The following is a 17,619-nucleotide window of genomic DNA, read 5'->3' as shown; positions in this document are numbered from 1 at the left end:
TCGGCCAATTAACCGAATATTAAAAGCAATCGCAAAAATGAACTGATTCTTTTCCTGCATTCCATAACTAGACGGCTTCTTCATTGAAAATGTTTCGCCCTAAAAAAACAAATCAAATCCCATGGTACAAAAAAGGCGTTGATGAAATGGTCTATCCGCCCTTTCAACCTTTCATATAAATGCATAGGATGTATGGAACTTTCACTAAAAGGTGGTGCTATTCATGGGCTTTGGTTATGGCGGTTTCGGCCGCTGCTGCGGCTACGGCGGAGCCGGCTATGGCGGTTATGGCTACGGCGGCGGCTACGGCGGCGGCTATGGCGGCGGCTTTGCGCTTATCGTGGTTCTGTTCATTCTTTTGATTATTATTGGCGCTTGCTATGTCTGCTAAATCAACAGTGGGGGGCGTTTTCGCCTCCCTTTATTTATATTGGCGCAAGCTAAAAAGAGAAAACTTCGAGTGTCCCTCACCTTTTCTATTTCACAAGCTTCATTCTATATATAGTGAACTTAAAATGTAAAAAAGGCTGTCGAGAAATTCTCGACAGCCTTTTTTTGCTCCTTCTTAATAGTACCAATAAGGCGGCCAATAGCCGAATTGGCGCGCTCTTTCCATTCTTAGACGGCGATACGGATTCCCGTAGCCGTGTTTAAAAGAATGGGGCATTGATGTATAACCGTGGCCGATAAAAGGCATTCTGCCGTTTTTCTGCATGTTTATCACCTGCATTCATCTATTGCATTCTTCATCCATATTATGCAGCCCCATAACCATGCGGAACTTGGGCAGCCCACGCTAAACCTGGTCCTTCTCCTGTGTGTAATGTGCCAGCAGTTCCTTTCTTTGCATCATGATCATCTCCTCCTTTTTTTATTTTTTTGCCGCCGCCATTAGCGCTGGCTGTTCATATAAAGATATTTTAACTGCAAGTCTCTCATTTCATTGTACATTTGTTCAATTTCGTGTTCTCGCTCGTACTCTTCCGGACTTTTAAATTTTTTTTGAATGGTCAATGTTAAGAAGAATAAATTAATCGTCATGTCGCTCACCTCCTTTCAAGTTCGCTTCTAAAAAATAAACCCGCAGATCATCTGACAAACCTGCGGGCGCAAACAAAAACCGCCAGATAAAAACAAATCGTGTCTTTATCTTGCGGGAGGAGCAGCGTAATTGTTTTGACTTCCTAACGTTTCACTGTGCTGATAAAGCATCGGTTAAGGAAGGGCACAATTTCTCCCACAGGTTGAATGTAACATGGTATTCACAACGTCTAGTGTATGTAGTCATTAGGGTTTTCATGTTCATCAACCTCCTCTGCTTTTTGTTTACTTTGTAAGTATATCCATCAAATTCCTGTTTGTAAACCGTTTTTTCAAAAAATAGACGCTTTAAAAAAAGCAGAGAACTCTCCCGGAGTTTCTCTGCCTATGATTCTTCCATTTCATCCAATTGTTTTTTATATTTAAGCGAGCGTTTCACACAAAAGAAAGCGCCTGCCAAAAAACCGCATGTTGCGAACATCATCATCGTTTTTTGGCCTGTTCCCAGTCCATGGTCAGGGATGATGGAACCGATATATAAAAATGCGCTCACACTGAGAAGTGTAAAAGCAAACTGCTTGTAGTCTTCCATTAAAGACTTGACTTTTTTCTGCTGCATATCATGATCACCTGCTCCGCTTCATTGTGGATATGAATCAGAATAACATAGTTTAACAGTTGACCAGACATGTAAATTCAGCCAATTTAAGAAAGCGGGGCCAGCGCTTGTTTTAAGTCATCCAATAAGTCATCAATATCTTCAATACCGACAGAAATGCGGATCAAGCCGTCGGTGATGCCCAGCTCCAGCCTGCGTTCACGCGGGATTGATGCGTGCGTCATCCGGGCCGGCACGGAGATCAGGCTTTCAACCGCACCAAGGCTTTCGGCAATGGTAAACAGCTTTAGCCTGCCTAAAACGATGTCCACATTCTCTTCTTTGCCGATATCAAAGGAGATCATTCCGCCGAATCCCGCGCTTTGGCGTTTGGCAAACTCATGGCCGGGATGGGACGGCAAGCCTGGATAATATATCTTTTGGACAGCTTCGTGACGTTCCAAAAACTCGGCGATTTTCCGGGCATTTTTCTCATGCGCTTCCATTCTCAAACCGAGTGTTTTCATTCCTCTCATCAAGAGCCATGAATCCTGCGGCCCCAAGATGCCGCCTGTCGAATTTTGAATAAAATGAAGCTCTTCCCCAAGCTCTTTCTCTGCCGTCACAACCAATCCGCCGACGACATCGCTATGTCCACCCAAATACTTTGTCGCACTGTGGAGTACGATATCGGCTCCGAAGGAAAGCGGATGTTGGAAATACGGTGTATAAAACGTATTATCCACGATCAGCAAAAGACCATGCTTTTTCGCCGTTTCAGAGACCTTTTGCAGATCGGTGATTTTTAAAAGCGGATTTGTCGGGGTTTCGACATAAATCGCTTTCGTGTTCGGCTTAATGGCTTTTTCGATGTCTTCTATGCAGCTCGTGTCGCTGAAGGTCGCTTCAATGCCGATCCGGTTCATCACCTTTGTCATCACCCGGTAAGTGCCGCCGTAAACATCATCTGTCAAAATGATGTGGTCACCGCTTTCAAACAGCATCATGACCGCCGTTACAGCCGCCATGCCTGAACCGAACGCATAACCTGCCGCACCGCCTTCAAGATCTGTGATTAAAGATTCGAGCGCGGTTCTCGTCGGATTTCCCGTCCTTGAATATTCATATCCCGTATGCTCTCCGGCCCGCGGCTGTTTGTACGTGCTGACCTGGTAAATCGGAACTGAGACAGCGCCTGTTTGTTCATCTCCAGTAATACCGCCGTGGATCATTTTCGTTTTTTGTTTCATGTCAAATTCCCCCTTCATATATTTTTTTGCTTAAATAACGGTCACTGCTGTCAGGAAAAATCGTCACAATGTTTGTGCCTGGCTTGGCTTTTTCAGCTTCTTTTAATGCCGCAAATAAAGCCGCGCCTGATGAGCTTCCGATCAAAAGCCCTTCCTTTTCGGCGGCTTCTTTTACAAGCCGGAACGCATCTTCGTCCAACACTGTGTAGATCTCATCGAAATGGTTTTCGTCCATGTATTCCGGAATGAATTCCATTCCGATTCCCTCGGTTTTATGCCCGCGCGGTTCCCCTCCGTTCAATATGGAGCCTTCCGGTTCAACGATGACCGTTTTAATGGACGGATTTTTTTCTTTCAAAAACCGGGCAGTCCCTGCAAAAGTGCCGCCCGATCCGGCTCCGGCGACAAACACGTCAATTTGCCCGTCAAGGTCATCCCATATTTCGGGGGCCAGCGTTCTATAGTAAGCCAATGGATTTACTCGGTTTTTAAACTGCAAAACACAATAAGAATCGGACGTCGCCTTCTCAAGTTCAAGCGCCTTTTCAATCGCGCCTTTCATTCCTGCGCTTCTCGGTGTATGAACAATCTTTGCTCCAAGGGCTTTGATGATCGATTGCTTTTCCATACTGAAATGCTTAGGGACGCAAAAAACAGGTGTGATGCTGTGTTTTCTGGCGGCCAGTGCCAATCCGATTCCCGTATTGCCGGCCGTCGCTTCAATAATCGTACCGCCCGGTTTAAGTTTTCCTGAACTGAGCGCTTCGGCAATCAGCATCTCTCCAAGCCTGTCTTTAATACTCCCGCCCGGATTCATCATTTCAAGTTTTGCATATATGTTGACACCTTTAGGTATGTGGAAATTCAATATTTGCAGCAGAGGCGTTTTGCCGATTAATTGTGTGATATCTGTGATCACATTCATGTTCCTTCCTCCTTCAAGAGGTGCAAAACAGAGGGGGTGTCCCCCCTGCTTTAATTGATTCTTTTGATCATGCGGAGCACGAGGTCTGTCGAATGCTTTGCAGCCTGCTCCAAAAATTTATCAAATGATACTTCAGATTCTTTTCCGGCAATATCTGAGAGCGCCCTGATGACAACGAACGGGGTATCAAATTGATGGCAGACTTGAGCGACGGCCGCCGCTTCCATTTCAACCGCATAAAGGTCTTGAAACTTGCCGCGGATGAAGGCCACGCGTTCAGGGTCGCTCATAAAGGAGTCACCCGTCGCTATCGTTCCTTTGACAACCTGAATGTGCCCCAGTTCAGACGCTTCTTCTTCTGCTGTTGTGACCAATGTGCCGTCAGCTTGATAAGCGGCCGGCAGGTTTGGAACCTGTCCATATTCATAATCGAAAGCCGTGACATCAACATCATGATGGCGGACGTCGGTGGAAATGACGATATCCCCTACATTAAGCGAATGATGGAAGCCCCCGGCTGAACCGGTGTTGATCACAACGTCCGGCTTAAAACGGTCAAGCAGAATGGTCGTACTCATGGCTGCATTGACTTTGCCGATGCCGGATTTCAAAAGCACAACCTCTTTTCCTTCATAAAGTCCGCTTGTAAATTCACAGTTTGCAATGACTTCCTGATTTGTCTGTTCCAATTTGCTTCGCAAAATTGTGACTTCTTCTTCCATTGCTCCGATAACTGCTATTTTCATATCATAAAACTTCCCTTCAAATTTACAATTTTGCCGCTTCCATTACCCAGACAAAATCATTATGCTTTTGAAAGGCGATACTGAAATGTTCTGAGGTAAAGATCGTTTCCATCTCGGAAAGCGTCGGATAATGTTCCGTTTCAAGGTCTTCCGCCAATTGGTGAAACCCTTTTTCTTCCGCATCCTTGACGGCGGAATGAAAGGCTTTGCGGTCCTTGAAGACGGTATCAGCAAATACTATTTTACCATGCTTTCTAAGTATTTTTCCATATTGCCTTACCGCTTCCCGCTTTTCTTCGTTTGTCAAATGGTGGAAAGCATATGAACTGACGATCGTATCAGGTGAAAACGGAGGTGCTGGAAAATCGAGAAAATCCCCGTCTAAAACGGCTGCATCTTTCGGCAGCTTGCCTGCGGCCATTTCCCTCATCGCTTTTGACGGTTCAATACCGCAGACCTTTTTTCCGGCTGCCAGCAATTTAGCGGTCAGATTTCCAGTGCCCACACCGAACTCGATCACCTGATGACCAGAACGTTTCACAACATCGTCCAAAATGCCGTCATAGTTACGAAATACTTCTTTATATTGAAGGTCATGCCCGACTACTGTGTCATCATAAGAATCTGCCCAATTCTCAAATAAAGAAATGAACTCTCTTCCCATTTTATCCACTCTCCATTTATTTTTACAATTCCTATGAGTATAGTATGATTAAATCATTAATTAGTTCTTATCCTATCATAAGTTCTTCATTTTGGATAGAAAAACGGCTTGGTTATATTTTCCTTGCCTCCTTAGAGTTTCTCTGATTTAATAAGAGTGACTTAAAACACATGGAGGATTGGTTTATGTCATTCAAACTGGATCTGATCAAAGATAAAATTGAGTTTTTTGAAGCGCCGACCGTAGAGGAGCTTGAAAAGAAGGTGAACGAACAAATTGAAAATAATCAGGCCCTTTTGCTGAGGCTCCATTCGGTTTCCCACCAGACGGCAGTCGTTGACGGACGGATGATATACAGTGCAGCTGTTCATTTTAAAACTGAATCATAAAAAAAGCGGCCGGTTTGATTAAACCGCCGCTTTTTCCTTTATTTCAGCTTTTCCACCTTTGTCGGCTTCCAGCCTTTTTCATCTACCCATGTGATGGCTACCTGATATTTATCTCCGCTGTCCGTAGCCTGAATCGTTCCTTTTGCATCTTGAGGACCGCCGTTGTTTCCGAGCCAGATCACCGTCATGTTGTCTTTGGAAACACCTGTTGCATAAGAGATCGCCTCAAGCATCTCCGTCCAGTCTTGTGATGAAGAATCATATGTGGCCGTATGTTCTCCGCTTTGTTTTGTTCCAACAGGCTCCCAGTTCGGATTGATGATCGTCTTTTCGACATTGCCGCTGGAGCCTCCTTCTGTCACTTCAGCTCCTTCAAACGGATCGTCGGATTTTGATTTGTCGTCGTCTGAAGCATTCTCTTGATCTTTATCTTTTTCGGAATCTGATTCGGCGTCTTTTTTGTCAGCAGAATCGTTTTTTCCTTTATTCTCATCTTTTATATCTTCATCAGAGGTTTGTTTTTTATTGCCAGATGCAGGCGCTTCTGTCGTCTGTTCATCGTTTTTCGAGACATCCTGCTGCGCTTGCTCTTTCGGGCTGTTCATCATCAGGCTGCTGGCAACGACAACAATTAACACCAACACAATGCCTATTAAAATGTTAAGCACAAGATTCGCTTTCCTGCGCTTATCACGATTTTCAAATCGAGATTCCCTTGTTTTGCTCAATTCTTTGCACTCCTTTACTCCCTCTTGCCTCGTTTCTTATTTTATCATCACCTGAGGCTTTCTTCTATGTCTGGTTCTTTTCAATTTCATATACTTTTTTAACAATATCATAAAATGCAGCATTTGTCGCAGCCTTGCCATCCGGCGTGTCCATATGGACGACAGCGAGCGCATATTTCGGCTTGTCCGCCGGAAAATAGCCGGCGAACCACTTATGATAAAGCGTTTTTTTATCTTTTGACTGCCGGCCTGTCTGCGCCGTTCCCGATTTCCCCGCTACATCAAAGGGGAGATCGCTGAAGCGCCGGCCTGTCCCTTTATCAGATGTAACGACTTTTCTGAGCAGTTTTTGCAGCTTTTGGGCTGTAAATGAATCGATCATTTCTCCTGAGAGCTTCTGATCTTTAAAAGTCGTCATCATTGTGCCGTTTTTGTATTCGATCTGGTCTGCGACTTTGACTTGCTTTTTCTCCCCGCCTCTCGCGATGGTCGCCATCATATTGGCGATCTCCAAAGGGGTCAGCTTTACATTCTTTTGGCCAATGGCGGTCTGCGCTACTGCTTTTTTGATTTTTTTATCTCGTTCATCCCCCCAGATTGACCCGGTGACTTCATGATAAAACTGCCTGAAATGGTCTTGATGATAAAGCTTCCCTTCCCACCCGACACGTTCGGTCAAGCCAAGTTTTTGAGCTGTATCTTCGATGATGGAGCTGTTTTTTTCCACAAGCTGTCCAGCGAGATTCGTAAAGGTGTAATTGCAGCTTTCTGCAAAACTGTCTGCCAGGTTCAGCTTCCCTTTGTCTTCCCCGGGTTCACCGTACAGATTCAAATTGCAGTTGAATGTTTTTGATGGATGGTCCAAGCCGTTTTCGATGGCTGCTGCGGCGATCACGGTTTTAAAAACGGAACCCGGATACATCGGAGTCATCATGTAGTTCTGCCGTGTTTTTTGTGAAGCCATGTTTAAATCGGGTTTACTGGCGATGGCCAGCACACTGCTGTTTTCAATGTCGAGCAGAACAGCCCCGCCTTTTTGCAGCTTGTGTTCATTCAAAACATCTTCCAGCGATTGCTGAACCTGCTTATCGATCGTTGTTTTGATTTGCAGCGGATAGAATGGATTGGCATCTGCCGTATATTTGACGTCCATGCCAAACAAAGGGTTTCCCAATCCGTCGACATGATATAACAGTTTTGTATCTTGCTCGGGAAGCAGGAACTCGTCAAATGTCCGTTCCATCCCGAAAGTGCCGATTTTCGTGCTGATGGATAGCCCGTCTTTATGCGGATATTTGCTGCGGAGAAGGTCCGGGTCTTGATTTGTCATTCCAATCGTATGGGAAGCCAGTCTGTTTTTTTCTGTTTCTTCTATGTATACGCCGTAGATCCCCGGATATTTCAATTGATTGATTTTTTCGAGCGCCGTCTTCGAAAAGGTCTTTTCTTCATTTTTGGTGAGAATGACGGGTTTTTTCGCCTTTTCCAGCTTTTCATTGAGCTCTGCTTCAGACATGTTTAAAATGTCTGAAGCTTCTTCAATCGGCCATGGCTGCTTTTTTAAAAAAGGAAATAAGACAATGGCTGGCTTTTGGCTGACGGACAAGTGTTCGCCGTTGCGGTCTAAAAAAGATCCTCTCCCGTCTGAAATCTGAACCTCTTCCGTGCGCTGTTTGACGCTTTCCTGAATTAAGTTCACATTCCGTTTTGAAAAGGATTCCGTAAAAAACAATTGAATTTCCGCCAGTCTGATCAGCAGAAATAATAATGCAGCCGAAATTAAAATCGACACCCATGTCATACGCTTTCGTATTTTCATTATAAAAACACCTCATCCACATTGTGGACGAGGTCATGGTTTGCTAAACAAATTTTATGAAATTTTCACAATTTTTACAAGCATTTCTCCGCCGGGCGTCTGTACGGTAACCTCGTCTCCGACCTGTTTGCCGATAAGGCTTTTGGCAATTGGGGAATCGTTTGAGATTTTTCCTTCAAACGGATCGGCTTCCGCGCTGCCCACAATCGTATAAGATTCTTCTTCACCGTCAGGAAGTTCTGTAAATGTGACGGTTTTGCCAAGTCCGACAATATTTGAATTTTCAATATCGTCTTCAATGATCTTTGCATTTCGAATCATATTGTCAAGTGTAGTAATACGCCCTTCTACAAAGGCTTGTTCTTCTTTTGCCGAATCATACTCGGAGTTTTCAGAAAGGTCGCCGAAACTTCTTGCAATCTTGATCCGCTCCACAACCTCTTTCCGTTTAACCGTTTTCAAATACTCAAGTTCTTCTTCAAGTTTTTGCTTCCCTTTTTCTGTCATAGGAAATACTTTCTCTTGTGCCATGTTCCTTCACTCCTTCTAGTTGGTCCCTCATCACTTGTATGTGAGAGTATAGACTTGAATATACAAGAATGAGGACAACCCATGTCCCCTTCTTCTCTCCCATATTTGTAAAGTATAATGAAAACCGGATGGAAGGCTCCGGTTAATCGTGGTTATACAGTTAAAGAAGGGCTCGAGCGAGATCCCTTCAATTTCTATACATAATATGGTCAGAGTTGACTTTGTCTATGCTATGTTATTATAAAATCGCGTTTTGTTCAAGAATTGTTTGTATTTTTGTAACCATCAGGTCGATTGCGACGCGGTTTTGGCCGCCTTCCGGAATTATGATATCAGCATAGCGTTTTGTCGGTTCTACAAATTGATTGTGCATCGGTCTGACGACGGAGATGTACTGTTCAATGACAGAATCAATCGAGCGTCCCCGTTCTTTAATGTCGCGAAGCATTCTTCTGATGATCCGCAGGTCGGCGTCCGTATCGACATACAGCTTGATGTCCATTAAATCGCGGAGCCTTTCATCCTCGAGAACAAGGATTCCTTCCAAAATAATAACATCTTTCGGATCGACATGCACGACTTCTTCTGAGCGCGTATGCAGCTTGTAATCGTAAATCGGCTTTTTAATCGGCCTGTGTGCCAGCAATTCGTTTAAATGCTCGATTAAAAAGTCATTATCGAATGCAAGCGGATGATCATAGTTTGTGTTCAGCCGTTCTTCAAATGGCAGATGGCTTTGATCTTTATAATACAAATCTTGCTCGAGCATTAAAATGGAGTGGCCCTTGAACTGTTCATAAATGGATCTGGTGACGCTCGTCTTGCCGGATCCTGAGCCTCCCGCTATTCCAATGACTACCGGTTTCTTCCCCATGCCATTACTGCCCCTTTCTCATCATGTTGCTCTTATAGATCTTGTTGTCCACTTTAAATCTGACGATTTGCAGGGGATGGCGGGCTGCGTCAAGTACATTGCCTTTTTCGTCCCAAATCGTTTCAATTTTGCATGTGAAGTTTTCAATTTCCGGACCGAAAAATTCAACTTCATCTCCGGTCTTAAAGAAGTTGCGCTGCTGGAGCGTCACGATTTTTGTTTCCTCATCATAATCAAGGACAAGGCCGGCAAAGTCATATGTCGTCTTTTTGCCGTGTACGCCGAACATTTGCTCTTCATAGCCCGGTGTTCCTTCAAAGAAGGCCGGCGCCGTGTCTCTGTTTGCGCATTTGTCCAGTTCTTTCAGCCATTCTTCCTTGATGACGAAGCCTTCAGGATCTGCACAATACGCATCGATCACTTTTCTGTAGACACTGACGACTGTTGCAATATAATGGATCGATTTCATCCGTCCTTCAATTTTCAAGCTGTCAATGCCCATTTCAATCATTTGCGGAATCGATTCGATCAGCTTCAGATCCTTGGGGCTCATTGCAAACGGCTCATCTTCTTCTTGATAAAGCGGAAGCGCATTTGCCCCGTCCGTCTGGTACAGGTCATAATCCCAGCGGCAGGACTGGCAGCAGCCTCCGCGGTTTGAATCCCTGGCCGTCATGTGATTGCTCAGTACGCAGCGTCCTGAATAGGCGATGCACATCGCACCATGAATGAACGTTTCGATTTCGATGTCGACTTTTTCTTTCATTTCTTTGATCTCAAGCGCGCTTGTTTCACGTGCAAGCACAACCCGCTCAAGACCTTCCTCCTTCCAAAACTGAACAGCTTTCCAGTTTGAAAGGGACTGCTGGGTGCTTAAGTGCACTTCAAGCTTTGGAGCGACCCTCCGGCACGTTTCAATGATCAGCGGATCGGCGACGATAATACCCGAGACGCCGGCACCTTGCAAATCGCGCAAATAAGCTTCAAGGCCGTCGATGTTTTCTTCATGTGCAAAAATATTTGTCGTCACATAAATCTTGGCACCGTATTTTTGGGCGAATTCAACGCCTTCAGCCATTTCTTCAATGGAAAAATTATCTGCGTTTGAGCGGAGTCCATATTCACGTCCGCCGATAAATACCGCGTCTGCTCCGTAATGCACGGCGATTTTCAGCTTTTCCAAATTTCCCGCCGGTGCAAGAAGTTCAGGCTTTTTCGTAATGACGCGCTTCCCATTCACGATTTTGGAAATTTTATCTTGTACTGCAGACATGGTGATCCCTCCTTTTAATATACGGTCTCTTTGAAAAAGAATCCGGTATCGATACTGCGGTTTACGGGCTGGAGGCCTTCCATCCGCTCGATCCATTGTTCTTTTTTATTTTCGTATGCTTCCCTGTCTGAGACGCAAAGATCGATAGCCTCGCGGTACATGGCTGTCACTTCTGCCATGTAGTCGGCTGATTTTAAAATGCCGTCGATTTTGAACGAATCGATTTCGGCATCAATTAAATCCTCAAGCTCGTCAATGATGCATACATCATTCGGGCTCAGGATGTGCGTGCCGTTTTCATCTTCAAAAATCGGGTATTTGTTGCCGCGCTCTTTGTCATGAAGATACATGCCTTTTTCTTTTTTCTTGCCTTCGATATCCATGACTTTTCCCTGGTATTCAAAATAGTTTCCGATCAGCGAACGCTTTGACTGGAACATGCACGTCATGCCGTGCACCTGGATTTCGATGTCCACTTCGGCCTTTTCTTTAATGTCGATGATGCTGTCCATGTTCAGCTCTCTCGCCAAAACCGCGCGTTTCGCTCCCTTACGCCCCCAATAATTGCAGGAGTGGTGATTCGTTGCGGTCGTTTCCGTATTCCAGTGGAGCTTCATGTTTGGCGCTGATTCGCGAGCAGCCATCAAGACCGCCGGGTCGCCGAAAACGACAGCATCGGCGCCTGCCTCGTCCAGAAATGAAAGGTAGTCATTCAGTTCGGGGACTTTATCGTTATGGAAAATCGCGTTCATTGCCACATAAACTTTTGCCCCTTCTTCATGGGCCTCGCGTATGGCTTCTTGAACGTCCGCTCTGGAAAATTCCCCGGCCAAACGCAAACCGTACCTTTGTTCGCCGATGATAAACGCGTCGGCGCCCGCCTCAGCCAATGGCTTAATATCTTGAACAGCTGTCGGTGTTACAAGCAGTTCAGGTTTTTTCATATCCCTTCACCTCTTTTTTGCTAACGGCCAAGCCATCTCCGATCGGCAAGATTGCCGTTTGATAATCCGGATGTTCCATTAGCCAATGATTATAATGATCTATTTTGGATACAAGCTTTTTAATGCGCTTGTTTTCGATTTGATTGTAGTCTCCGGCGACGAGCCCTTTGAACAGGACATTATCGGTGAAAATGATCCCGCCTTCTGCGAGCATTTTCTCATATATGGTGAAAAACTTCTGATACTGTCCTTTTGCGGCATCAATAAAAAGCGCGTCATAAGGAGCCATCGAGTGAACGGCGTCCGACTCGCTGAGCGCATCTCCGAAGAAAACGTGGATTCTGTTTTCCAGCTGGAAGGACTGTATGTTTTTAATCGCTTCTTGATACCTTCTTTCATCCCGTTCAATCGTAAAAATTTCTGCTTCAGGGAGTGCAAGCGCCATTCGGATAGACGAATATCCGATTGCGGTGCCGATTTCAAGAATTTTTTTCGGATTTTTGAGTGAAAGAAGCTGAAGCAGCGCTTCAATTCCGGTCGGTTCCATAATGGGCACGCCATGCTCCTCGGCATAGGCCTCCAATTTCATAATTTCCGGCGGCCGGGGCTTGATAAGCTGTTCCAGATAGCCGGTTAGTTCCTGGTGTCCGATCTTCACGGGCAGAGAGCCTCCCTTTCATAAAAAGAGCTTTAGGTCAGATGTTTAGAACTCTCCTAAAGCAGTGAATGTCTTTTCTCGAATAAACAACCCGATATATTTTACCATAAAACCATTGCATTTGCGAATAAAAGGAGAGTATTTTTTACTCTCCCCTCATTCCCTTCCGGCCTTGCCTGCTCGCTACTGAGTGTTGGTGATGTACTTTGATTTTGCATGATTATGCTCTTCAAGTGTTTTTGTAAAAACAACTTCTCCGTTTTTCTTAGCGAGAAAGTAGACATATTCTGTTTTATCCGGGTTTAATGCTGCTTCCCAGGATGTTTCCCCCGCATTTGAAATCGGTCCTGGCGGAAGCCCGGTATTTTTGTACGTATTATATGGGGAATTTGCCTCAAGGTCTTTATAGACGACACGGTGTTTATGTTTTCCAAGCGCATATAAAACAGTCGGATCTGTTTGCAGCGGCATCTTTTTGGCTAAACGATTGTAGAATACGCTGGAAATTTTATGGCGGTCCGCTTTTTCCGTCGCTTCTTCTTCAATTAAAGATGCCATTGTAAGCGTTTTGTGAACAGTCATTTTTTGATCGCTCATCTGTGACTGATATTTTTCGGCAAGTCTTTCGGTTTGCTTGATCATCGCTTCAATGATGGTCTCAAGCTTCGTATCCGGATCATAGAAAGGATATGTCGCAGGATAGAGATATCCCTCAAGCGGATGTTTGATGTTCTTGCTGAACACCTCGTCCGTGATCAATTTCGGATATTTCTTTTTTAATGTCTCGATAAATTCCCGGTCATCAAGCTTGTTCATAATGTCTTGTTTGGAGAAGTTGGTTTCTCCGGCGATAATGTCGGCGATTTCGCTGAGCTGTCTGCCTTCAGGAATAACGATTTTAAAGGCCGGCACGTGCGACGCGCTTGTCAGCTTTTCAATCATGCCGGCAGGGTCCATTGATTGGCTCAGCTGGAAGTTTCCCGCTTGGAAGCCGGGGGCGTTTTTAAATTTGACATAGGCGATAAATACTTTTTCGTTTTTAATTAAATGTTGTTCTTTTAATTTCGCAGCAATGGAAGAAACACTCGATCCTTTCGGAATATAGATGTTCACCATTTTTTGGCTATTTTTATCGACCGGTTCAAGAGCTGATTTGACATACAGCGAAAAGCCGCCCGCGCCTAAAATCAGCAGCACGGCCGCAACCGCCAGCCAAAACTTTATTTTATGATTAAGGAGTTTTTTAATAAACGATTTCTTGGTCTGATCTTCAAACATTTATGTCCTCCTCTCCTCCCATGCTATATACTACATGATTCGTTTTCATTCGGCAATTTATTACAAAATGTTTTCATAAAAAAAAGCCGCCTTGCGGCAGCTTTTTTTATTCTTCCTCTTCTTCATCCGCTAAAAACGTGTTCAGCGTCTCTTCGATCATATCCCATTCTTCTTCTGTTTCGATCGGCATCAATTCTCCGTCTTCACCGTTTTCATTCGGCTGAAAGCTTGAAGCATGAATTTCAATTTCTTCTTCATCCTGTGATTCGATCGGATAGTACAGCACATAGGACTTATCAAATTTATCGCTGTCAAATGTGAAGAGAACCTCACAAAGCTGTTCATTTCCTTTATCGTCTACAATCGTAATGTTTTTTTCTCCGTGTTCCATTATGATCACCTCATTAGTTTAGGCTGTCGAGATATCCTTGCAGGATCATCACAGCAGCCATTTTATCAATTACTTTTTTCCGTTTTTGCCTGCTTACGTCTGCTGAAATCAGCATCTTTTCGGCTGCCATCGTCGAGAGCCGCTCGTCCCAAAGCACAACGGGAATTTGAAATGCTTCTTCAAGCACTTCCGCAAATTTCTGGCTGGCTTCTCCCCTCGGGCCGACGGTACCGTTCATGTTTTTGGGAAACCCGAGTACAATTTTATCTATTGTATAGTCTTTCGTTAACTCAGCGAGGCGGCTCAACCCGTAATCACCGCTCGCTTCGTCAATTTTGACCGTTTCAATTCCCTGCGCCGTCCAGCCCATTTCATCGCTGAGTGCGACGCCGAGCGTTTTTGAACCTAAATCCAAACCTAATATTCGCATCTTTACGCCTCTTTATGCTGTTCTAAGTACGATTTAACCAGTTCTTCGATTATCTCGTCTCTCTCAATTTTCCGAATCAGATTGCGTGCATCTTGATGCCTTGGAATGTAAGCGGGATCACCTGATAGCAAATATCCGACAATTTGGTTGATCGGGTTGTAGCCTTTTTCCTGAAGCGCGTCGTGGACGGTTATCAGCACCTCATTTACGTTTGTCTCCATTGAGTCGTCGGAAAAGTTAAATTTCATCGTCTTATCAAATGAGCTCACCGTTTTGCACCTCTTTCCCAAATTCGCAGGCAAAGTTTCAGCCTGAATACCTTCTCTATCATCATTCTACACTACATCGGCCATTTATAAAACGGATTTCACCCATTCTTCTGCAGAAGATAAAGCTTCTTCCAATTTTTCAGGCTGTTTTCCTCCTGCCTGAGCCATGTCAGGACGACCGCCACCGCCGCCACCGCACGCTTCAGCGACTTGTTTGACAAGTTTGCCAGCATGGAAACCTCTCTCTATTAAATCTTTTGTAACTCCGGCAGAAATATTCACTTTTTCATTTTGAACCGCTCCGAGCACAATTACAGCTGAGCCTAATTTCGCTTTCAGTTCATCGACCATCGTGCGCAAGTGATTCATATCTTTGGCATTGACTTTTTCCGCGAGCAGTTTGATTCCGCCAATTTCTTTTACCTTTTCCAAAATCTCTCCCGCTTCTTTGTTGCCGAGCTTAGCAAGCAGGGATTCATTCTCCCTATGCGCATCTTTTAAATCAGACTGCAGTGATTCAATCCGCTTCGGAACTTCATTCACATTGGTTTTCAGAACTTCTGCGGCATGTTCGAGAAGCTCGAGCTTGGCATTCATTTCCTGATAGGCTCCTTGGCCTGTTACGGCTTCAATCCGGCGGGTGCCGGCACCGATGCCTGATTCTGAAACGATTTTAAAGAGGCCTATTTCAGCGGTATTCTTCACATGGCAGCCTCCGCACAGCTCGATGCTGTAGTCTCCGACTTTGACGACGCGGACGATATCCCCGTATTTTTCTCCGAACAATGCCATGGCTCCCATTGCTTTCGCTTCATCGATCGGCTTTAAGTCAATTTGAACAGGAATCGAATCCCAAATTTTTTCATTCACTTTTGTTTCGATTTGTTCGAGCTCTTCTTTTGTCACTTGACCGAAATGGGAGAAGTCAAAGCGCAGGCGGCTGTCTGACACGAGTGATCCGGCTTGGTTGACATGCGTTCCGAGCACATCTTTCAACGCCTGATGGAGAAGGTGTGTCGCCGTATGGTTTTTGACGATATCTTTTCTAAGACGGTCTGTCACTTCAGCTGTTACGTTCATGCCTTTTTCAACTGTTCCGCTTTCAACGATCCCTTCATGCAGATGCTGGCCGTTTGGCGCTTTTTTGACATCTGTGATGCGAACCACAGCCTCACCGCTTCTTACCCAGCCTTTGTCGCCGATTTGTCCGCCGCTTTCGGCATAAAATGGCGTTTTCTCTAAGATGAATTGAACAGCATTGCCTTCATGAACCGCATCGGCAAGTTCGCCGTCTTGCAGAAGCTCGGCGATTTTGGTTTCCGTTTTCATATCCGTATAGCCGATAAACTCGCTTTCGGTCATGACGTCGCGAAGAGCGCCGCCTTGAACCTGCATGCTGCCGACTTCCTGGCGGGCCTGGCGCGCGCGTTCGCGCTGCTTGTCCATTTCGCGTTCAAAGCCTCTATGGTCGACCTTCATGCCCTCATCTCCAGCGTACTCTTCCGTCAGTTCGACAGGGAATCCGTACGTATCATACAGTTTAAAGACATCTTCACCGGGAATGACGCTGCTTCCTTTTGCTTTCTCTTTTTGAATGACTTCAGACAAAATGGCCAAGCCTTCATTCAATGTTTCATGGAAACGCTCTTCTTCCGTTTTGATGACTTTCGCGATAAATTCCGTTTTCTCTTTGACCTCGGAGTAAAAAGCAGCCATAATGTCAGCCACAACCGGAACGAGTTCATACATGAACGGGCGGTTGATATTGATTGACTTTGCATAGCGCACAGCACGGCGGAGCAGCCTTCTGATGACATAGCCGCGTCCTTCGTTGGACGGAAGCGCTCCGTCGCCGACCGCAAACGCAGCCGTCCGGATATGATCCGCCACAACCTTAAAGGCGGTATCCTTTTCTGCTGAAGTACCGTATTTTTCTCCTGAAATGGCTTCAGTCGCTTTAATGATCGGTATAAACAGATCTGTATCGTAGTTCGTCTTGGCATCTTGAATCACGGATACCATCCGTTCAAGACCCATCCCTGTATCAATGTTTTTCTTCGGAAGCGGTGTGTACGTTCCGTCGGGATTGTGGTTGAATTCGGAAAACACGAGATTCCATACTTCAAGGTACCGCTCGTTTTCTCCGCCGGGATAAAGCTCCGGATCTGTCAGATCATTTCCGTAGGCTTCTCCGCGATCATAGAAAATTTCCGTATTCGGACCGCTCGGGCCTTCTCCGATATCCCAGAAGTTCCCTTCCAGTCTGATGATCCGCTCTTCGGGAACGCCGATTTTTTTCGCCCATAATTCGTAAGCTTCATCATCTTCCGGATGGACTGTGACGGACAGGCGTTCAGGGTCGAAGCCGATCCATTTTGGAGCGGTTAAAAATTCCCACGCCCATTCGATTGCTTCTTCTTTAAAATAATCACCGATCGAAAAGTTTCCGAGCATTTCAAAAAACGTATGGTGGCGCGCTGTTTTTCCGACATTTTCAATATCATTTGTCCGGATTGATTTTTGCGCATTGCAGATGCGCGGATTTTCCGGCACCACCCGTCCGTCAAAATATTTTTTCAGGGTTGCGACTCCGCTGTTGATCCAAAGCAGTGAAGGATCTTCATGCGGAATAAGAGAAGCGCTCGGTTCTACTGCATGCCCTTTCTCTTTAAAAAAATCCAAAAACATTTGACGCACTTGTGCGGATGTTAATGCCTTCATTATTATTCCTCCTTTAGATAATCACATGCAATATAAAAAGCCCCCGCCCTATGCAAACATGCGTTTACACAGGGACGAGAGCTCCTCTCG

At 45.2% G+C, this 17,619-nt stretch carries 21 protein-coding genes; 2 read left to right on the top strand and 19 right to left on the bottom strand.

Annotated features, from left to right (window positions below):
* Nucleotides 1-223 precede the first annotated feature (223 nt).
* Entirely contained in the window at nucleotides 224-391 is a 168-nt protein-coding gene (locus tag BTA30_RS20090; RefSeq protein ID WP_076763452.1) for a YjcZ family sporulation protein, read from the top strand.
* A gap of 174 nt (nucleotides 392-565) precedes the next feature.
* Here the strand turns inward: BTA30_RS20090 and BTA30_RS23470 are convergent, their stop codons facing one another.
* The 7 genes from BTA30_RS23470 to BTA30_RS20060 all read right to left on the bottom strand — a co-directional run bounded on the left by BTA30_RS23470 (nucleotide 566) and on the right by BTA30_RS20060 (nucleotide 5,224).
* Nucleotides 566-715 (bottom strand): hypothetical protein, encoded by a 150-nt coding sequence (locus tag BTA30_RS23470; protein ID WP_164470266.1) that lies wholly within the window; start codon nucleotides 713-715, stop codon nucleotides 566-568.
* Nucleotides 716-891: 176 nt separating this feature from the next.
* Nucleotides 892-1,041: a YrzI family small protein gene (locus BTA30_RS20085; protein ID WP_076763450.1), complete on the bottom strand. Its 150-nt coding sequence runs from the start codon at nucleotides 1,039-1,041 to the stop codon at nucleotides 892-894.
* 385 nt (nucleotides 1,042-1,426) lie between these two features.
* Nucleotides 1,427-1,660, bottom strand: a complete 234-nt coding sequence (locus BTA30_RS20080; RefSeq protein WP_076763448.1) for a YrhC family protein — start codon at nucleotides 1,658-1,660, stop codon at nucleotides 1,427-1,429.
* 86 nt (nucleotides 1,661-1,746) lie between these two features.
* Complete coding sequence (locus BTA30_RS20075) at nucleotides 1,747-2,889, bottom strand: bifunctional cystathionine gamma-lyase/homocysteine desulfhydrase (RefSeq protein WP_076763446.1); 1,143 nt, start codon at nucleotides 2,887-2,889, stop codon at nucleotides 1,747-1,749.
* Between the two features lies 1 nt (nucleotide 2,890).
* Nucleotides 2,891-3,814, bottom strand: coding sequence for a PLP-dependent cysteine synthase family protein (locus BTA30_RS20070; protein WP_076763444.1), 924 nt, complete (start codon nucleotides 3,812-3,814; stop codon nucleotides 2,891-2,893).
* A gap of 50 nt (nucleotides 3,815-3,864) precedes the next feature.
* Nucleotides 3,865-4,560: a 5'-methylthioadenosine/S-adenosylhomocysteine nucleosidase gene (gene mtnN / locus BTA30_RS20065; RefSeq protein ID WP_076763442.1), complete on the bottom strand. Its 696-nt coding sequence runs from the start codon at nucleotides 4,558-4,560 to the stop codon at nucleotides 3,865-3,867.
* Nucleotides 4,561-4,582: 22 nt separating this feature from the next.
* Nucleotides 4,583-5,224 carry a class I SAM-dependent methyltransferase gene (locus BTA30_RS20060; RefSeq protein ID WP_076763440.1) on the bottom strand — a complete coding sequence of 214 codons (642 nt, stop codon included), beginning with the start codon at nucleotides 5,222-5,224 and terminating at the stop codon, nucleotides 4,583-4,585.
* A 185-nt stretch (nucleotides 5,225-5,409) separates the two neighbouring features.
* Between BTA30_RS20060 and BTA30_RS20055 the strand changes: the two genes are divergently transcribed.
* Entirely contained in the window at nucleotides 5,410-5,613 is a 204-nt protein-coding gene (locus BTA30_RS20055; RefSeq protein WP_076763438.1) for a DUF2536 family protein, read from the top strand.
* 38 nt (nucleotides 5,614-5,651) lie between these two features.
* Here the strand turns inward: BTA30_RS20055 and BTA30_RS20050 are convergent, their stop codons facing one another.
* From BTA30_RS20050 to alaS, 12 genes are all read right to left on the bottom strand, one after another.
* On the bottom strand, nucleotides 5,652-6,341 hold the full coding sequence (locus BTA30_RS20050; RefSeq protein ID WP_076763437.1) for a YrrS family protein: 690 nt from the start codon (nucleotides 6,339-6,341) through the stop codon (nucleotides 5,652-5,654).
* 64 nt (nucleotides 6,342-6,405) lie between these two features.
* On the bottom strand, nucleotides 6,406-8,160 hold the full coding sequence (locus BTA30_RS20045) for a peptidoglycan D,D-transpeptidase FtsI family protein (RefSeq protein WP_076763435.1): 1,755 nt from the start codon (nucleotides 8,158-8,160) through the stop codon (nucleotides 6,406-6,408).
* Between the two features lie 54 nt (nucleotides 8,161-8,214).
* Nucleotides 8,215-8,691: a transcription elongation factor GreA gene (greA, locus tag BTA30_RS20040; RefSeq protein ID WP_076763434.1), complete on the bottom strand. Its 477-nt coding sequence runs from the start codon at nucleotides 8,689-8,691 to the stop codon at nucleotides 8,215-8,217.
* A gap of 238 nt (nucleotides 8,692-8,929) precedes the next feature.
* Nucleotides 8,930-9,565, bottom strand: a complete 636-nt coding sequence (gene udk, locus BTA30_RS20035; RefSeq protein WP_076763433.1) for a uridine kinase — start codon at nucleotides 9,563-9,565, stop codon at nucleotides 8,930-8,932.
* Nucleotides 9,566-9,569: 4 nt separating this feature from the next.
* The gene (locus tag BTA30_RS20030) at nucleotides 9,570-10,838 is read right to left on the bottom strand and encodes a peptidase U32 family protein (protein ID WP_076763431.1); all 1,269 of its coding nucleotides are present in this window, start codon (nucleotides 10,836-10,838) and stop codon (nucleotides 9,570-9,572) included.
* A 14-nt stretch (nucleotides 10,839-10,852) separates the two neighbouring features.
* Nucleotides 10,853-11,782, bottom strand: coding sequence for a peptidase U32 family protein (locus tag BTA30_RS20025; RefSeq protein ID WP_076763429.1), 930 nt, complete (start codon nucleotides 11,780-11,782; stop codon nucleotides 10,853-10,855).
* Nucleotides 11,769-12,440 (bottom strand): O-methyltransferase, encoded by a 672-nt coding sequence (locus tag BTA30_RS20020; RefSeq protein WP_076763427.1) that lies wholly within the window; start codon nucleotides 12,438-12,440, stop codon nucleotides 11,769-11,771. Before BTA30_RS20020 ends, BTA30_RS20025 begins: the two co-directional genes overlap by 14 nt.
* 183 nt (nucleotides 12,441-12,623) lie before the next feature.
* Nucleotides 12,624-13,718 (bottom strand): endolytic transglycosylase MltG, encoded by a 1,095-nt coding sequence (gene mltG, locus BTA30_RS20015; RefSeq protein ID WP_076763425.1) that lies wholly within the window; start codon nucleotides 13,716-13,718, stop codon nucleotides 12,624-12,626.
* A 106-nt stretch (nucleotides 13,719-13,824) separates the two neighbouring features.
* The gene (locus BTA30_RS20010; protein ID WP_076763423.1) at nucleotides 13,825-14,109 is read right to left on the bottom strand and encodes a DUF1292 domain-containing protein; all 285 of its coding nucleotides are present in this window, start codon (nucleotides 14,107-14,109) and stop codon (nucleotides 13,825-13,827) included.
* Nucleotides 14,110-14,122: 13 nt separating this feature from the next.
* Nucleotides 14,123-14,539 carry a Holliday junction resolvase RuvX gene (gene ruvX / locus BTA30_RS20005; protein ID WP_076763421.1) on the bottom strand — a complete coding sequence of 139 codons (417 nt, stop codon included), beginning with the start codon at nucleotides 14,537-14,539 and terminating at the stop codon, nucleotides 14,123-14,125.
* Between the two features lie 2 nt (nucleotides 14,540-14,541).
* Nucleotides 14,542-14,808 carry an IreB family regulatory phosphoprotein gene (locus BTA30_RS20000; RefSeq protein WP_076763418.1) on the bottom strand — a complete coding sequence of 89 codons (267 nt, stop codon included), beginning with the start codon at nucleotides 14,806-14,808 and terminating at the stop codon, nucleotides 14,542-14,544.
* Between the two features lie 84 nt (nucleotides 14,809-14,892).
* Nucleotides 14,893-17,529 carry an alanine--tRNA ligase gene (alaS, locus tag BTA30_RS19995; RefSeq protein WP_076763416.1) on the bottom strand — a complete coding sequence of 879 codons (2,637 nt, stop codon included), beginning with the start codon at nucleotides 17,527-17,529 and terminating at the stop codon, nucleotides 14,893-14,895.
* Nucleotides 17,530-17,619: the final 90 nt, after the last annotated feature.

The sequence above is a fragment of the Bacillus swezeyi genome (assembly GCF_001969815.1).
GTDB lineage: Bacteria > Bacillota > Bacilli > Bacillales > Bacillaceae > Bacillus > Bacillus swezeyi.
This window is presented reverse-complemented; position numbering and strand designations above follow the sequence as displayed.

Excerpts from the sequence above, each read along its gene's own strand:
- BTA30_RS20090 (WP_076763452.1), top strand. The coding sequence starts at position 224 with ATGGGCTTTGGTTATGGCGGTTTCGGCCGCTGCTGCGGCTACGGCGGA.
- BTA30_RS23470 (WP_164470266.1), bottom strand. The coding sequence starts at position 715 with ATGCAGAAAAACGGCAGAATGCCTTTTATCGGCCACGGTTATACATCA.
- BTA30_RS20085 (WP_076763450.1), bottom strand. The coding sequence starts at position 1,041 with ATGACGATTAATTTATTCTTCTTAACATTGACCATTCAAAAAAAATTT.
- BTA30_RS20080 (WP_076763448.1), bottom strand. The coding sequence starts at position 1,660 with ATGCAGCAGAAAAAAGTCAAGTCTTTAATGGAAGACTACAAGCAGTTT.
- BTA30_RS20075 (WP_076763446.1), bottom strand. The coding sequence starts at position 2,889 with ATGAAACAAAAAACGAAAATGATCCACGGCGGTATTACTGGAGATGAA.
- BTA30_RS20070 (WP_076763444.1), bottom strand. The coding sequence starts at position 3,814 with ATGAATGTGATCACAGATATCACACAATTAATCGGCAAAACGCCTCTG.
- mtnN (WP_076763442.1), bottom strand. The coding sequence starts at position 4,560 with ATGAAAATAGCAGTTATCGGAGCAATGGAAGAAGAAGTCACAATTTTG.
- BTA30_RS20060 (WP_076763440.1), bottom strand. The coding sequence starts at position 5,224 with ATGGGAAGAGAGTTCATTTCTTTATTTGAGAATTGGGCAGATTCTTAT.
- BTA30_RS20055 (WP_076763438.1), top strand. The coding sequence starts at position 5,410 with ATGTCATTCAAACTGGATCTGATCAAAGATAAAATTGAGTTTTTTGAA.
- BTA30_RS20045 (WP_076763435.1), bottom strand. The coding sequence starts at position 8,160 with ATGAAAATACGAAAGCGTATGACATGGGTGTCGATTTTAATTTCGGCT.
- greA (WP_076763434.1), bottom strand. The coding sequence starts at position 8,691 with ATGGCACAAGAGAAAGTATTTCCTATGACAGAAAAAGGGAAGCAAAAA.
- udk (WP_076763433.1), bottom strand. The coding sequence starts at position 9,565 with ATGGGGAAGAAACCGGTAGTCATTGGAATAGCGGGAGGCTCAGGATCC.
- BTA30_RS20030 (WP_076763431.1), bottom strand. The coding sequence starts at position 10,838 with ATGTCTGCAGTACAAGATAAAATTTCCAAAATCGTGAATGGGAAGCGC.
- BTA30_RS20025 (WP_076763429.1), bottom strand. The coding sequence starts at position 11,782 with ATGAAAAAACCTGAACTGCTTGTAACACCGACAGCTGTTCAAGATATT.
- mltG (WP_076763425.1), bottom strand. The coding sequence starts at position 13,718 with ATGTTTGAAGATCAGACCAAGAAATCGTTTATTAAAAAACTCCTTAAT.
- BTA30_RS20010 (WP_076763423.1), bottom strand. The coding sequence starts at position 14,109 with ATGGAACACGGAGAAAAAAACATTACGATTGTAGACGATAAAGGAAAT.
- ruvX (WP_076763421.1), bottom strand. The coding sequence starts at position 14,539 with ATGCGAATATTAGGTTTGGATTTAGGTTCAAAAACGCTCGGCGTCGCA.
- alaS (WP_076763416.1), bottom strand. The coding sequence starts at position 17,529 with ATGAAGGCATTAACATCCGCACAAGTGCGTCAAATGTTTTTGGATTTT.